Source organism: Kerstersia gyiorum (assembly GCF_004216755.1).
Lineage (GTDB): Bacteria > Pseudomonadota > Gammaproteobacteria > Burkholderiales > Burkholderiaceae_B > Kerstersia > Kerstersia gyiorum.
This window is the reverse complement of the sequence record NZ_SGWZ01000002.1, coordinates 412825-426680: the sequence shown is the minus strand read 5'-3', so window position 1 is coordinate 426680 and position 13856 is coordinate 412825. Positions and strand designations below refer to the sequence as shown.

Annotated in this window: 13 protein-coding genes and 1 tRNA gene; 2 read left to right on the top strand and 12 right to left on the bottom strand. The window is 63.8% G+C overall.

Annotation, left to right across the window (positions count from 1 at the left end; translation table 11 throughout):
- Window positions 1-101: 101 nt before the first annotated feature.
- Complete coding sequence (locus EV679_RS08290; RefSeq protein ID WP_068368219.1) at window positions 102-635, bottom strand: 2,4'-dihydroxyacetophenone dioxygenase family protein; 534 nt, start codon at window positions 633-635, stop codon at window positions 102-104.
- Between the two features lie 263 nt (window positions 636-898).
- Between EV679_RS08290 and EV679_RS08285 the strand changes: the two genes are divergently transcribed.
- Complete coding sequence (locus EV679_RS08285; RefSeq protein ID WP_068368222.1) at window positions 899-1867, top strand: helix-turn-helix domain-containing protein; 969 nt, start codon at window positions 899-901, stop codon at window positions 1865-1867.
- Here the strand turns inward: EV679_RS08285 and EV679_RS08280 are convergent.
- The 4 genes from EV679_RS08280 to EV679_RS08265 all read right to left on the bottom strand — a co-directional run bounded on the left by EV679_RS08280 (window position 1864) and on the right by EV679_RS08265 (window position 6468).
- The gene (locus tag EV679_RS08280) at window positions 1864-2202 is read right to left on the bottom strand and encodes a zinc ribbon domain-containing protein (protein WP_068368225.1); all 339 of its coding nucleotides are present in this window, start codon (window positions 2200-2202) and stop codon (window positions 1864-1866) included. The genes EV679_RS08285 and EV679_RS08280 overlap by 4 nt on opposite strands.
- A complete protein-coding gene (locus tag EV679_RS08275; protein ID WP_420883594.1) occupies window positions 2202-3350 on the bottom strand; it encodes a thiolase family protein in 1149 nt (382 codons plus the stop codon). Before EV679_RS08275 ends, EV679_RS08280 begins: the two co-directional genes overlap by 1 nt.
- A gap of 2 nt (window positions 3351-3352) precedes the next feature.
- Window positions 3353-4681, bottom strand: coding sequence for an MFS transporter (locus EV679_RS08270; RefSeq protein WP_068368232.1), 1329 nt, complete (start codon window positions 4679-4681; stop codon window positions 3353-3355).
- A gap of 134 nt (window positions 4682-4815) precedes the next feature.
- Complete coding sequence (locus EV679_RS08265) at window positions 4816-6468, bottom strand: ATP-dependent acyl-CoA ligase (RefSeq protein WP_127773766.1); 1653 nt, start codon at window positions 6466-6468, stop codon at window positions 4816-4818.
- 143 nt (window positions 6469-6611) lie between these two features.
- On the opposite strand from EV679_RS08265, the gene EV679_RS08260 reads away from it, so the two are divergent.
- Entirely contained in the window at window positions 6612-7553 is a 942-nt protein-coding gene (locus EV679_RS08260; RefSeq protein WP_068368236.1) for a LysR family transcriptional regulator, read from the top strand.
- Here the strand turns inward: EV679_RS08260 and EV679_RS08255 are convergent.
- The 7 genes from EV679_RS08255 to pheS form a co-directional block, all read right to left on the bottom strand.
- Entirely contained in the window at window positions 7526-8656 is a 1131-nt protein-coding gene (locus EV679_RS08255) for a magnesium transporter CorA family protein (protein WP_130486946.1), read from the bottom strand. The genes EV679_RS08260 and EV679_RS08255 overlap by 28 nt on opposite strands.
- Before the next feature lie 78 nt (window positions 8657-8734).
- Window positions 8735-8878: a hypothetical protein gene (locus EV679_RS17610; RefSeq protein ID WP_165389997.1), complete on the bottom strand. Its 144-nt coding sequence runs from the start codon at window positions 8876-8878 to the stop codon at window positions 8735-8737.
- 237 nt (window positions 8879-9115) lie between these two features.
- A tRNA-Pro gene (locus EV679_RS08250) sits at window positions 9116-9192 on the bottom strand.
- A 121-nt stretch (window positions 9193-9313) separates the two neighbouring features.
- Window positions 9314-9706 carry a MerR family transcriptional regulator gene (locus EV679_RS08245; protein WP_068369285.1) on the bottom strand — a complete coding sequence of 131 codons (393 nt, stop codon included), beginning with the start codon at window positions 9704-9706 and terminating at the stop codon, window positions 9314-9316.
- 155 nt (window positions 9707-9861) lie between these two features.
- Window positions 9862-10188, bottom strand: a complete 327-nt coding sequence (locus EV679_RS08240) for an integration host factor subunit alpha (protein ID WP_068368243.1) — start codon at window positions 10186-10188, stop codon at window positions 9862-9864.
- Window positions 10189-10210: 22 nt separating this feature from the next.
- Window positions 10211-12628, bottom strand: a complete 2418-nt coding sequence (gene pheT, locus EV679_RS08235) for a phenylalanine--tRNA ligase subunit beta (protein WP_068368244.1) — start codon at window positions 12626-12628, stop codon at window positions 10211-10213.
- Between the two features lie 15 nt (window positions 12629-12643).
- On the bottom strand, window positions 12644-13666 hold the full coding sequence (gene pheS / locus EV679_RS08230; RefSeq protein ID WP_068368245.1) for a phenylalanine--tRNA ligase subunit alpha: 1023 nt from the start codon (window positions 13664-13666) through the stop codon (window positions 12644-12646).
- Window positions 13667-13856: the final 190 nt, after the last annotated feature.

Here is a 13856-nt window from a genome sequence, read left to right as displayed (position 1 = left end):
GCTGGCGGGCCTGCGCAATCCTGCGGGCGCTCACCTTATTCTTGTTTGGAGAAAAAGCACGCCGGCCCAGCATGGTCTGGCAGGCCGGCGCAGCACCCTGCCTAGCGGAACAGGGTATCGACGTAATCGGCGCCTATGCCGACCTTGTCGTAATGCTTGCGGCACATGTCGATGTAGCTGTGTACATCGAAATAGCCTTCCGGCTCGCCGTTCTCGTCCAGCCAGATCAGCGGCCCCTTAACGATGAAAAAGGCGCGCATGGGGTCTTCATGCTCATAGGCGACCAGCGTATGGCCCTCGCCCGGCGTTTCGTAGACAAAATCGCCGGCATGCGCCGTCCAGTCATGCTCCAGATAGCCCCACTTGCCCGAGATCGTGTAGGCGAACACCTCGTGCGGATGATAGTGACGGTTCACCAGGCCAGCTTCCTTGGCCATCAGGATGTCGCACCAGCGATTTTCCGACGGGGAAATCCACAGCGGGCGGGAGGAGACGGTATCCGTGAACGGCACGTACATGCGCTCGTCTTCGGTGGGGGCGTTCGAGATATAGACCTCGGGCTTGGCATCCGGCTGAAAACAGTTGGGAATGGGCTTGAGGCCGCGCCAGAATTCATTGGAAGGCAGCTCGGGCATGGAAGTCTCCTGTTCTTGTTGAAACGACAGGCCAATGTAGCAAGCGCCTCCCGCCGCCATTTGTCCAGAACGGACACGTCGGTTGCCCCGGGCGGACACAGCCGGAAGATAAGGGAAGATCAGGATCTCTCTGCGCGCTGCGGCTGCGTACACTAGCCGTTGCGGCCACCGGCCGGCCCACGACAACCAGAAGAAAAGGCCAGACTTGCGCCGCGCCTGCCCACCAGGTGCCGGACACCACTGCCAGCCGCACGGAGACATTCATGCAGCCAACTGCCGCCCACCCCGTCAGCCAGATATCAACCAATACCCTGCCGCCCAGCCAGAGGCTGGACTATTGGGAGTCCTATAACGCCTCCATGCTGGTCGGCCTGAAATGTTCGGCCTTTTCGGATGATGGCCTGCTGGCCACCCAGCGCAACCTGATGATGGGCGACATCCGTCTGGCGGAAATCCAGGCCAATGAACACGTGATCGAGCGCACGCCGCAGATGGTGCGCCGCCATCCCAAGGATTCGGTCTTCGCTTCGCTGATCCTGGAGAGCAACGCCTTTTTCTACCAGGGCAGCAGCTGCACGCAACTGGAACCGGGCGACCTGATCCTGTACGACACACGCCATGCCTACCTGTTCGGCTTCACCGGCAGCATGCGCCAGTTCCTGCTGGATACGCCCGCAGACTGGTTCTATCAGTCCTGTAGCCACTCCAGCCTCACGCGGCCGCTGCACGTCCCGGGCGGCAGCGGGCCCGGACGCGTGCTCAATGCGGCGCTGCGCCGCCTGGCCGCCGGCACCTTCGCCGAGCCTGCCAGCACCAGTGCAGACCAGATGCACCAGCAGGCCGGAGAACTGCTGCGCAGCCTGCTGGCTGGCGACACCGGCAACAGCAGCGCGCTGCGCGCCACCTATCTGCAGGCGGCGCGCAGCCATATCGACAGCCAGTTGGACGATCACACCCTGGATGCGGAACGGGTGGCGGGGGCGGCCGGCATCACGCTGCGCCACCTGAACCGGCTGCTGGAACCGGAAGGACGCACCGTATCGCAATTGATCCTGGAACGGCGCCTGGACCGCGCCGCCAGCCTGCTGCGACGCCGCGACATGCAACGCTACAGCATCGCGGAAATTTCCTGGCGCTGCGGCTTCTCCAGCCCGGCGCATTTCGCCCGCACCTTCCGCGCACGCCACGCACTCACGCCCACGCAAATGCGCGAGGCCGCACTGTCCGGTTAGGCCTCCGGTTCGGCGGCACAATCGTCCCAGGCGCCCCAGGGCAGCAGGCGGCCGCCGGTGGTCCGCGCCGCCAGCGCTACCCTCTGCCCCGCCTGCCGGGGCGGCTGCACGAGGCGCGCGACCAGATCCGGCCCGGCAGGCAAAATTCGCACGGTCGCGATCGTGGCCAGGTCGCCGTCCGGCTGCGCCAGCTGGGTCCAGGCAAGGATCTGCCCTTCAGCCACAGCCACATGGCGCCAGCCGGCCGCACCGCAAGCCGGGCAGCGCAGCCGTGCCGGATAAACCCGGTGGCCGCAAGCGCTGCATTCAAAAACCTGCAAAGCCCGGGTTTCCATCAAATCTCCTCCCTGCGCAACACCACCGCGTTAGCGCACATGCAGTAGCGCTGCTGCACCATGCCATAGCCGCTGGCCACCCCCAGCCGGGCCTGAGGCACCTGGCCCTGGCCGGCGCGGCCCAGCAACTGCCGCGCCACTTCCGCCAGGATGTGCATGCCACCCCCCGCCCCCGTTTGCCCGGCAGACAACTGTCCGCCTGCGGTATTGAAAGGCAACGCCCCGCTGGCCAGCCGCTGATGGATGAAATTCTTCAGCCCGTCGGCAGACGCCAGCCCCAGGTCCAGCATCTGGGCCAGCAACATCACCGGATAGTCGTCATAGACTCCGACCACGTCCATCTGCGCCGGCTGGCAGCCGGCTTCGGCCCAGAGATCCGATGCGAAGCCGGCTATGCCCGTCGCCAATCCATCGCCTTCGTGCCTGTCCTGGTTGTAGGACGCTCCCCCCGCCAGCAGGCGAACATGCACGCCCTGCGGTTGCGCCTGCAGCACCAGCGCTGTCGCACCGCTCACCACCGGCACGCAGTCCAGCCGGCCCAGCGGCGGCGCCACCAGGGGCGCATCCAGGTAGTCCTGCAGTGTCATCGGCTGCCGGTAGGCCGCACGCGGGTTGGCCGCGGCATGGCGGCGCAGCGCCATGCACAGGGCGCCATAATCCTCGCGGTCCAGTCCGTGCGCAGCCATCTGCCGCTGGGTCAGCATGGCGAACAAGGGGTTGGGTCCCAGACAGCCCAGCGGGCTGAGATAATCCCTGGCGCTGACGTTATAGGCCTGCACCAGCGACACGAAATCCGCCCCGGCGAAATGGTCGCCGGCTACCAGCACGATAGTGCGCGCCTGACCCGCCTGCAACGCCAGCCAGGCCTGGCGCAACAGGTTGACAGCGCTGGCGCCCCCCATCTCATCCTGCATGCACCAGCGCAGTCCCAGCCCCATCTGCCAGGCCAGGTCGATGGCGCGGTCCGGGCGCAGCGTGAAAGACGCCACGCCCAGGCCATCCACATCCGCCAGCGCCAGGCCCGCATCGGCCAGGGCCAGCTCCGCCGCCTCGGCCAGCAGGCCGGCTGTGCTGCAAGCCGGATCGGGATGGCGCATAAAGGCCGTTTCCCCCGTGCCGACGATGCCCGGCGCATACATTGGATCCATGGTCACTCCTGTCTTTCCGGCTCTTTGGTCAACAATAGCGTCACTACGGTGATGCCCGCCAGGCACAACAGATAGATCGCTACCGGGGTAGCCGATTCATAACTGCGCAGCAAGGCCATGGCGATCAGCGGCGACAGCCCACCCGCCAGCACCGATGCCAGTTCATGCCCCAGCGCCAGCCCGGTATATCGGACTTCCGCCGGAAACAGCTCGGCAAAATACGCGGGTTGCGTTCCTATCATGGCCGCGTGGCAAATGGTATTGCCCAGGAAGAAGGCCAGGAAGATCCACAGCGGCTCCTTGGTCTGCACCAGCCAGAAGAACGGGAATGCAACCAGCATCAGGCCGACCGAGCCAATCAGATATACCGTCCGCCGCCCGATGCGGTCTGACAGGTGGCCAAACCAGACCAGTGTGCCCAGCTCGATGAACATGGACAGCAGCACGCCCCCCAGCATGATGTCATTGGGAATTTCCAGGAATTTCCCATAGGCCAGCGCAAACGCCAGGAACATGTACGAACCGCCATTCTCCGCCATGCGCAAGCCCATGGCCGTGAACACCTGACGCGGATAGCGGCGGAAGACTTCGACCGCCGGCATGCCGCGCTTGGCGGTTTTCTTGGCCTGCACAAACTCTTCGCTCTCGGGGATGCGCTTGCGGATATACAGCCCGACGCCAAAGATGATGATGCTCAGCAGGAACGGCAGGCGCCAGCCCCAGCTCATGAATGCCTCATCCGGCAATTGCTGCGCCAGCATGAAAACCCCCGAGGACAGCACGAAGCCGCCCGCCACCCCCAATTGGCTGAACGAGGAAAAGTACCCACGCCGCTTGCCGCCCACGGCTTCGCTGATGAGCAGGACACCGCCGCCCCACTCGCCGCCAGCCGCCATCCCTTGCAGAATGCGCAGCGCCACCATGGCAATCGGGGCCCAGATACCGGCCTGCTCGTAAGTCGGCAGCAACCCGATCAGGAAGGTGGCTGCCCCCATGATACCCAGCGTCCATTCCAGCGCCAGCTTGCGCCCATAGCGGTCGCCGATATGGCCGAAGATCACGCCGCCCAGCGGCCGCGCCAGGAAACCCACGGCAAACCCGGCAAACGCACCCATGGTCCCCAACAGCGGGTCTGTTCCCTTTGGAAAGAACAGGCTACCGAACACCAGCGCGGCCGCCGTGCCGTAGATGAAGAAGTCATACCATTCCATCGCGTTGCCCGCGACCGATGCCATGACCACGCGGCGCGTGCGCTTCTTGCGTGCTGCGTCGTCTTCCAGCGCCGCCGCTGCGCCGGCGGCCTGCCTGCCCTGTGTCGCCACGCCGCTCATAGCCGTCTCCCTGCGCCCTGTCCGGTCTTGCCGGCCCGTACTGTCTTGTTCATGTCTCCTCTCCTTCTTCCTTGATGGATTTTTTTGTCTGTTCTGTTGCCGGGAACAACCCGGTACTCCCTGCCAGATGCTGCTCAGCGCAGCACCTGATAGCCCACGCTTTCCCTGTCCCAGGTATCTGCGGTTACACCCTCGTCGCGCAGGCCGAACTTGCGGATCTTGCCGTTCTCGGTACGTGGCAGGGCCGTCATGATGCGCAGATAACGCGGCACCGAGAAATACGGCATGCGCGGCTGGCAATGGTCCAGCAGCGCCTCGGGGCTGGCCTGCTGGCCGGGCTTGAACACCAGCGCCGCCATGACTTCGTCTTCAGCCAGCTCGGAGCGCACCGCATAGACCGCAGCAGCCTCCACGGCCGGATGGGCCTGCAGCACCTGTTCAACCTCGAATGAAGAAATATTCTCGCCACGGCGCCGAATCGCATCCTTCATGCGGTCTAGAAAACGGAAATGGCCGTCGGCATCGCGTACCACGCGGTCGCCGGTGTGGAACCACAGATTGCGCCAGGCCTCCACGGTTTTGTCAGGCATGCCGAAGTAGCCGGTCGCCACCAGGAACGGCAGGCGCGGACGCAGCAGCAATTCGCCAGGCTCGCCATCCGGCAAGGGCTGGTCATTGTCGTCCGCCACGCAGGCCTCGAACTCCGGCATCACGCGCCCCATGCTGTCCGCACGTTGCTGCGCCAGCGTGCCGCCGATGGCAAAATTGGTTTCGGTCGACCCATAGCCCTCCAGCAAGGCAATACCGGTGCGCGCCTGGAAAACCTGATGGAAGCGCGCGGGCACGCCCGGCGCCAGAGCGATACGGGCGCGGTGCCCGCGCTCGTCCGCCGTGACCTCGCGCGACAGCAGCATGGGCACCATGGCGCCCAGCAGATAGGTAACGGTCGCTCCGGTGGCGCACAGGCGCTCGAAATAGCGGCTGACGGAGAAGCGCTCGTCGCAGACGATCGCCGCGCCCGTCACCAGCGCCTGGAAGCAGGCATTGAGCGCGTTGGTATGAAATAGCGGCAGGCAGGTATAGAGCACATCCTCGGTGCCTATTTCCAGGTTGCGCGCCGTCAGCACGCCCCACCAGTAGAACTGCGCGTGCGGGCAGCAAACACCTTTGGAAAGCCCCGAAGTCCCCGAGGTATAAAGGATTGCCAGGGTATCGCCGGCTTGCAGATCCGCCGCTTCCAGACCCGCCTGCGGCAAGTCCGGCAAAGGCTGCACCTGCGCCGGCGCGTCGGCGTCGAGCCCGCCACCAACCAGCAGAATGCATGCCAGCGGCGTGTCTTGCACGGCAGACAGCACGCCGCACGCCGCCGCATCGGCCAGCGCCAGCCTGGCCGCACTATTGGACAGGATATGCTGCAGCTGCATGCCGCGCGATGCCGTATTTACCGGGACGGCGACAGCACCCAGCCAGGCGCATCCCAGCACCGCGCCCAGGAACTCCATCCGGTTGCCCATCATCAGCACGACCCGGTCGCCACGCGCCACGCCCTGATGCGCCAGCAGCGCAGCCCACCGTGCAGCAAAGGCCGGAGCCTCCCCGAAACTAAGCTGGCCGCCCGGCGCCTGCAGCCATGGCCGCTCGCCGTATTGCCGCGCCTGCCGGCACAGCAATTGCGGCACGGTCACGTTCCCCTGGCATTGCTGCCCTTCAGTGCCCGCCTGGACAGCGCAAACCGGGTGCTCGCGCTCAAGTACTGCTGCCCCCTGCTGCGTGGATGAAACACGCATAAGACTCCTCCTGTTATTCCGCGATCTCGCTCCGGCCTGTGGCTGCCTGGATCGCATGGAAATTAGTCTAGGAGTCGACTATATATCCGTCAAATTTATGGCTATTATGTATTGAATAAGCTAAATTTATATCAAGGGCAAACATGGAATTTGACCTGAATCTCATGCGGGTTTTCCTGATGGTGATGGACGAAGGCAGCGTGACTCGCGCCGCCCAGCGCCTGGGCCTGACGCAGCCCGCTGTCAGCTATGCGCTGAATCGCTTGCGCGAGCAATTCGACGACCCCTTGTTCCTGCGCACCCCCAATGGCATGCAGCCCACACCTGTGGCGCTGGCGCTGGCCGAACCCATAGAACGCGGGCTCAACAGCTTTGCCGAAGCCATCAGCCTGCGCCAGGCCTTTGACCCGCAACGCAGCAGCCGGCGTTTCCGCATGGCCATGTCGGACATCGGCGTCATGGTGTTCCTGCCTGAATTGATGGAGCAATTGCACACCGAAGCCCCCCGGCTGCAACTGGAAATCCGTGATGTACCGCTGGAGGATTTGCCCCAGGCGCTGCGGGACGGCGAGATAGACCTGGCCATCGGCAATCTGGCCGGTCTCAGGCAACAGACCTGCCATGCCCATCTGTTCCATGAACACTATTGCTGTATGGGGCGGCGCGGGCACCCGCTGCTGGCCAGCGGTAAACTGACCCGTGCGCAATACCGCAAGCTGGATCACATTCTGGTCGATTCGCGTGGCAGTTCGCACCGCGCGCTCGACGGCATCCTGGCCGAAGCGGGCGTCCCGCGCCGGCCTGCGCTGACCCTGCCGCATTTTTCCGCCGCCGCGGAAATTGCCCGGCGCACGGACCTGATCCTGACGCTGCCCTATCGTGCCGCCCTCTGGCTGAATCGCAATGAGGCCTTCGACATCCTGCCCGTACCGGTCGCCCTGCCCCCGCTGCAAGTCACCGTCCACTGGCATCCACGCTTCGATACCGACCCCGGCACCGTCTGGCTGCGCCAGCGCGTCATCACCCTGCTGGCCGACCCTGACAACAGCGCCGCAGCTCAGTCATCCTCGGTCGAAGACAGATAATTCTTGCGGACGAAATACCCCAGCAGCCCGAATGCAATCAGCAGCATGATGCCCATGGTGATCCAGAAGCTGTGCGCGCCATGCAGCCATGGCACGGAATCGAAATTCATGCCGAAGATCCCTGCAATCAGGTTCAGCGGCAGAAAGACCGCCGTCACTGCCGTGAGTGCGCGCATGACGTCATTGGTACGATTGCTCTGGATGCTGAAATGTATCTGCACCGCCGTTTCGGCGCTCTGTTCCAGCCGCCGCACATGGTGGGCCACCCGTTCGATGTGCTCGAGCACATCACGGCCCCGCACCAGCAATTGCTCACGCTCATGGCGGCTTTCCTTGGTGCCGGGCACCGGCCAGTCATCCAGGGTGTCCATCCAGCTGGCCAGCGCATTGCTCTGATCCTCGCAGCATTCGTCCAGGTAGTGCAGCACCTGCCTGGATCGCAGCAGGGCATCCCAGCGGTCGAAGTTCTTGCGCGGCCGCATCAGGCGTTGCTGCCAGTGTTCGAGCTGGCGCGTCAGATGCTTGCGCAGGTCCAGAAAGCCGTCAACCATCAGGCTGGTGACACGCAACATCAATTCCGCCGGAGAAGCCGGCAGGCGCGCCAGGCTGCCGGGCTGGCGCGGCTCCCCGCGCGCCAGGGACAGCAAGCGGCGAATATAGGCTTCGTGGACCACGCAGGGCTCAGGATGTACGCTAAGCAGCAGCCGGTCGAACAGCACGAAGCCCACCGGCACGGTTTCCACTCCCAGGGCCACGGCCACTTCCTTGAGCCGGCGCGGCGCTCCCTGCTCACGCGTACTGGCGGCCTCGTTCTGCAGGCTATCGTGCAAGGCCAGCCTGCGGAACACCAACACGTCGTAATCCGAGGTGTAATCCAGGTGCGACGGCAGTTGCAGGTTGGACAGATCGGACACATGCAGGTCCAGAATCCGTATCCCGCCCAGGCGCAGGCAGAACGTCTGCACGGCTTCCGTTTCGGCCACGAAATCATCATGCGAGCATGCCAGCCAGAGATACCCTTCCCTTGGCGGTTCGTCCGGCGGCATGGCCAATTCCTCGACCGACTTTCCCGGGCGGATATGGAATACTCGCAAGGACTTCATGGTTGCTCCCGTCAGATCATCCAGACAGCAATGGGCCTGCCAGCGGCCAACACTTGCCGTGACAGTGTAGCCGCAGCACTAGCCGCCGTCAGCCGGAGCGGCGTCTGCGCTGTCCTGGCCGCCTGTGGTGACAGCAACAAGCATGACGATGGCGGCAATCCTATCGAACTCAATCTCGGCGGACGCGGCATACGCGCCATGGCCCAGGGCAGCGACGGCCAATACCTGATCCTGCCAGGCCCGGCAAGCGCCGCCAGAGCCATGCCGCGCGCAATTTCGCGCTCTATGCCTGGAGCGGCGCGGTCAGCGATAGCCCGCGCGGGATCGCCTACAACCGGGAAGCCATGCGCTTGGGCAGCAGCGGCAGTCTGGAAAGCATCATGGAGGTGGCCGGCCCGGTCGCTGCCGGTACACAAGACAAAAGCCCACAGTGTTTCCACTGTGGGCTTTTGGTAATAATGGTCGGAGCGGCGGGATTCGAACTCGCGACCCCTTGCACCCCATGCAAGTGCGCTACCAGGCTGCGCTACGCTCCGAAACAAGAATTAAATTATAGCAGTGATTTTGATCTTTGCAAGTGTTTCGAGAAAAAATCCCGAAATAATTTGGATGACACCCGAACCAGACAGGGGCACCACCCCGCACGGCCAGCTGAACCTAACGGGGCACCGATGCCAGCAAGGCCGAAATATCCTGCAATTCCGTACGCAGCGCCTGCAATTCGGCGCCGCTCAGGCGCACTGCTGCTTCCGGATCGTGGGCGGCAGCATCCCTGGCATCACCCAGGCGATTGCGGGCGCCGCTGATGGTGAAGCCCTCTTCGTACAACAGGGAGCGGATACGACGGATCAGCAGCACTTCATGATGCTGGTAATAACGCCGGTTGCCACGCCGCTTGACCGGCTTGAGCTGCGTGAATTCCTGTTCCCAGTAGCGCAGCACATGGGGTTTGACGCCACACAGATCGCTGACTTCACCGATGGTGAAATAACGCTTGGCCGGAATAGGCGGCAAGGCCGCCGTGCTGCTTTGTTCTTCAGTGCGTGTCATGTCTGAACGTTCAGGCTGCATCATGTAAGGCCGGCAACGCCGGCTGCGGTCTGGCGCCGGCCCGAGGCTGGCGCGGCTCGGCCGCTAATCGGGAAGATAGCCGGCGGCGCCGCGCCCATTACTGCAGCGCCCTGCCCCGCCGGTCATCCCCTAGCTTAAACGGACTGGTCTTCCGGGGTCAAACCGGTGGACTCGACCGCGCTCTTGAGCTTCTGGCTGGCATGGAAAGTCACGACGCGGCGCGCAGCGATGGGGATCGCCTCGCCAGTCTTGGGATTGCGCCCGGGACGCGGCGGCTTCTGCCGGACCTGGAAGTTGCCAAAGCCCGAAAGCTTGACCATATCGCCCTTGGCCAGCGCCTCACGAATTTCGTCAAAAAATGTATCGACGAGATCCTTGGCTTCGCGCTTGTTCAGGCCGACACGTTCGAACAGCATGTCAGCCAATTCAGCCTTGGTCAGCGTACGGGTTTCTGTCGTCATATCCGATCACTCCTAGCGGGATTCAGGCGCGCAGACGGACGCCACGTGCCTGCAAGGCGCCAATCAGGCTGTTCATGCAGGCATCGACACGTTCGTCGGACAGGGTTTCGGTATTGTCCTGCAACCAGAAACGGAACGCCAGGCTCTTCTCCGCATCCGCCGGCGCTGCTGGGTCACGCCAGACGTCGAACAGGCGAACATCCTTGAGGATGGCCAGGCTGGCATCGGACTGGCGCTGGGCCGCAACGATATCCTGCAGGTCCTGCGCGCTCAGTGCGGCAGGCGCCAGCAGGGCCAGGTCACGGATCACCATAGGCTGGCGGGAGGCTTCCACGGCCTCGGGCACCGATGCCGGCAATACCGAATCCAGCGTCACTTCGAACACCACTGGCGCCTGGCGCAGATCCGCCTGTTGCACCAGGCGCGGATGGACCTCGCCCACCCAGCCCACCGCCACGCCATCGAGTTCAATGCGTGCGCTGCGGCCAGGATGCAGCGCCGGATAGGACGCCGCGACAAAACGCAGGCTCGCGGCACGCTGGCCGAACAGCACTTCCAGGTCGCGTTTCACGTCATAGAAGTCAACCTGGCGCACAGGCAGGCCCCACTGCTCGGCATCTGCCGGGCCCCAGGCTGCGGCAGCCAGGTGCAAGGGCTGGGCAATGCCAGCCACATCCAGGCCGCCATCGGCAACTGCTGCGTCGCGCCGGAACACGCGGCCCAGCTCAAAGACACGCACACGGCTTTGCTGGCGATTGGCGTTGTAGCGGATATTGGCAACCAGGCCCGCAATCAGGCTGGAACGCATGACCGACAGATGACTGGCGATCGGATTGAGCAGTCGGATAGGGTCCGTGTTGCCAGCATAGTCACGCTCCCAGTCGTTTTCCACGAAGCTGAAATTCACGACTTCCTGGTAATCACGGCTGGCCAACAGCTCGCGCACAGCATGCGGGCTGTGCTGCCCTTCCGGCTGGGCGCGCATTGCAGCACGCGCGACCGGCGGCAGGTCGGGAATATTTTCAAAACCGTAGATGCGAGCAACCTCTTCAATCAGGTCCTCTTCAATCTCGATATCGAAGCGGAAGGAAGGCGGCGTCACGATGAAATCGTCACCGTCCTGCTCGAACGGCAGGCCCAGCTGGCGGAAAATCGCGCCGATCTGCTCACTGGCGATATCCAGGCCCAGCACCTTGCGGCAACGAGCCGCACGCAGGCGCACAGGCTGGCGCTCCGGCAAGGCAGCAATATTGTCATCCACCGGGCCAGCCTGCCCGCCGCAGATATCCAGTACCAGGCGGGTGATGTATTCCAGGCCTTCCGGAATGCCCTGAAAATCCACGCCGCGCTCGTAGCGATGACTGGCTTCCGAGGAAAAGCGGTAGCGGCGTGCCTTGCCGGCAATCGCGTCCGGCCACCAGAAGGCCGACTCGATATAGATATTCGTGGTGGCGGTGCTGACCGACGTCGCCTCGCCCCCCATGATGCCCGCCATGCTTTCCGGCTGGCCGGCTGCGGCAACCACGCCGATATCGGCCTGCAGCGTCACGGTCTGGCCGTTGAGCAGTTCCAGGGTTTCACCTTCGCGGGCCCAGCGCACGACCAGTCCGGTATCGTTGCCGGGCACCTTGTCCAGATCGAAAATGTGCGACGGACGCCCAAGCTCGAGCATCACGTAGTTGGAGATGTCGACCAGCACCGACACGCTGCGCTGGCCGGCGCGCTCAAGGCGCGTTTTCATCCAGTCGGGCGTCTGCGCCGCTGCATTCACGCCACGCACGACACGGCCGGCAAAACGGCCGCAGAGGTCCGGCGCCTCAATGCTGACCGGCAGGCGATCGGCAATGCTCACCGGCACTGGATCGGCGCCCGGCACCTTCAGCGCGGCGCCAGTCAGCGCCGCCACTTCGCGCGCAACCCCGAGGATAGAGAGGCAGTCGGCGCGGTTGGGCGTCAGTTTCAGGGTGATCAGCGTATCGTCGAGGTCCAGCGCGGCGCGCAAGTCCTGCCCGGCTTGCAGTCCTTCGGGCAGCAGCATCAGGCCATCGTGTTCCTGCGACAGGCCCAGCTCACGCGCCGAGCACAGCATGCCGGCCGACGCGACGCCGCGCATCTTCGCCGTCTTGATCTTCATGCCGCCAGGCAGCACCGCGCCAACACGGGCCAGCGGCACCAGCAGGCCGGCAGCGGCATTGGGTGCGCCGCAAACGATCTGCAGCAATTCGCCCGAGCCGTCATCGACCTGGCAGACGCGCAGGCGGTCGGCATCGGGATGGGGGGCAATGGCCGTGATTCTTGCGGCCACCACGCCAGAAAAAGCAGGGGCGGCTGTCTCGGTTTCTTCGACTTCCAGACCCGCCATGGTCAATTTGTGCGCCAGCGCTTCACTGGAGAGATCGGGATCGACCAGCGTGCGCAGCCAGGATTCTGAAATTTGCATGGTGAAATACCGTCCTCAATCGTTGAACTGGCGCAGGAAACGCAGGTCGCCTTCGAAGAACTGACGCAGGTCGTTGACGCCATAGCGCAGCATGGTCAGGCGCTCCAGGCCGGAGCCGAAGGCAAAGCCGATATAGCGCTCCGGATCCAGCCCGAAATTGCGTACCACCTGCGGATGCACCTGTCCCGAGCCAGAAATTTCCAGCCAGCGGCCACGATTGGGGCCTGAGGTGAACATCATGTCGATTTCGGCCGATGGTTCCGTGAATGGGAAGAACGACGGGCGGAAACGCAGCACCAGGTCATCGGTTTCGAAGAAACGGCGCAGGAAATCGGTATAGACACCCTTGAGGTCGGCAAAGGAGATGTCTTCGGCGATCCATAGGCCTTCCACCTGGTGGAACATGGGCGAGTGGGTCGCATCGCTGTCGACGCGGTAGGTGCGTCCCGGCGCAATCACCTTGATGGGCGGCTTGTTCATACGAGCGTAGCGCACCTGCATGGGGCTGGTGTGCGTGCGCAGCACCAGCGGCAATCCGCCCGAATCCTGCATGTCGACGTAGAACGTATCCTGCATGGAACGCGCGGGATGGTTCTCTGGATTGTTCAACGCCGTGAAATTGGTCCAGTCGTTCTCGATTTCGGGGCCGTCGGCCACGTCAAAACCGATGGAACGGAAAATCTCTTCCACCCGGCGCCAGGTGCGGATCACCGGATGAATGCCACCCACGCCCCGGCCACGGCCGGGCAATGTCACGTCGATGGTCTGCGATGCCAGTCGCTGGGCCAGCTCGGCTTCGGCCAATGCATCGCGGCGCTCATTGAGCAGTTGCTCAATGGTCTGCTTGGCCTGGTTGATGCGGGCACCCGCTTCGCGCTTCTGTTCCGGCGTCAATTGCGCCAGAGCCTTCATCTGCGCCGTCAAGGCGCCCTGTTTGCCGAGAAAGCGGGCCTTGGCGTTTTCCAGCGCTGCCGCATCGGCGGCCTGCGCGAACAATTCACGCGCCTGGGCAATCAGGTCTTCGACCATCGTCGTCATGGAAATAAACCTTTGAACACGTGCCTGAGCACAATCTGCGCGTCTCTGCGCAAGGTCTGGCAAGGCGATATTCAACAGGAGCCGGAAAGCTCCCCGATTTGCAGCAAGGGCCGTCTCCCTGGCGGGACGACGGCCTTCAAAACGCAAACGGGACCGCTACGGCCCCGTTTGCCACTACATCAGCTGCACC

Coding starts and splice junctions, on each gene's coding strand:
- EV679_RS08290 (WP_068368219.1), bottom strand. CDS start 635: ATGCCCGAGCTGCCTTCCAATGAATTCTGGCGCGGCCTCAAGCCCATT.
- EV679_RS08285 (WP_068368222.1), top strand. CDS start 899: ATGCAGCCAACTGCCGCCCACCCCGTCAGCCAGATATCAACCAATACC.
- EV679_RS08280 (WP_068368225.1), bottom strand. CDS start 2,202: ATGGAAACCCGGGCTTTGCAGGTTTTTGAATGCAGCGCTTGCGGCCAC.
- EV679_RS08275 (WP_420883594.1), bottom strand. CDS start 3,350: ATGGATCCAATGTATGCGCCGGGCATCGTCGGCACGGGGGAAACGGCC.
- EV679_RS08270 (WP_068368232.1), bottom strand. CDS start 4,681: ATGAGCGGCGTGGCGACACAGGGCAGGCAGGCCGCCGGCGCAGCGGCG.
- EV679_RS08265 (WP_127773766.1), bottom strand. CDS start 6,468: ATGCGTGTTTCATCCACGCAGCAGGGGGCAGCAGTACTTGAGCGCGAG.
- EV679_RS08260 (WP_068368236.1), top strand. CDS start 6,612: ATGGAATTTGACCTGAATCTCATGCGGGTTTTCCTGATGGTGATGGAC.
- EV679_RS08255 (WP_130486946.1), bottom strand. CDS start 8,656: ATGAAGTCCTTGCGAGTATTCCATATCCGCCCGGGAAAGTCGGTCGAG.
- EV679_RS08245 (WP_068369285.1), bottom strand. CDS start 9,706: ATGACACGCACTGAAGAACAAAGCAGCACGGCGGCCTTGCCGCCTATT.
- EV679_RS08240 (WP_068368243.1), bottom strand. CDS start 10,188: ATGACGACAGAAACCCGTACGCTGACCAAGGCTGAATTGGCTGACATG.
- pheT (WP_068368244.1), bottom strand. CDS start 12,628: ATGCAAATTTCAGAATCCTGGCTGCGCACGCTGGTCGATCCCGATCTC.
- pheS (WP_068368245.1), bottom strand. CDS start 13,666: ATGACGACGATGGTCGAAGACCTGATTGCCCAGGCGCGTGAATTGTTC.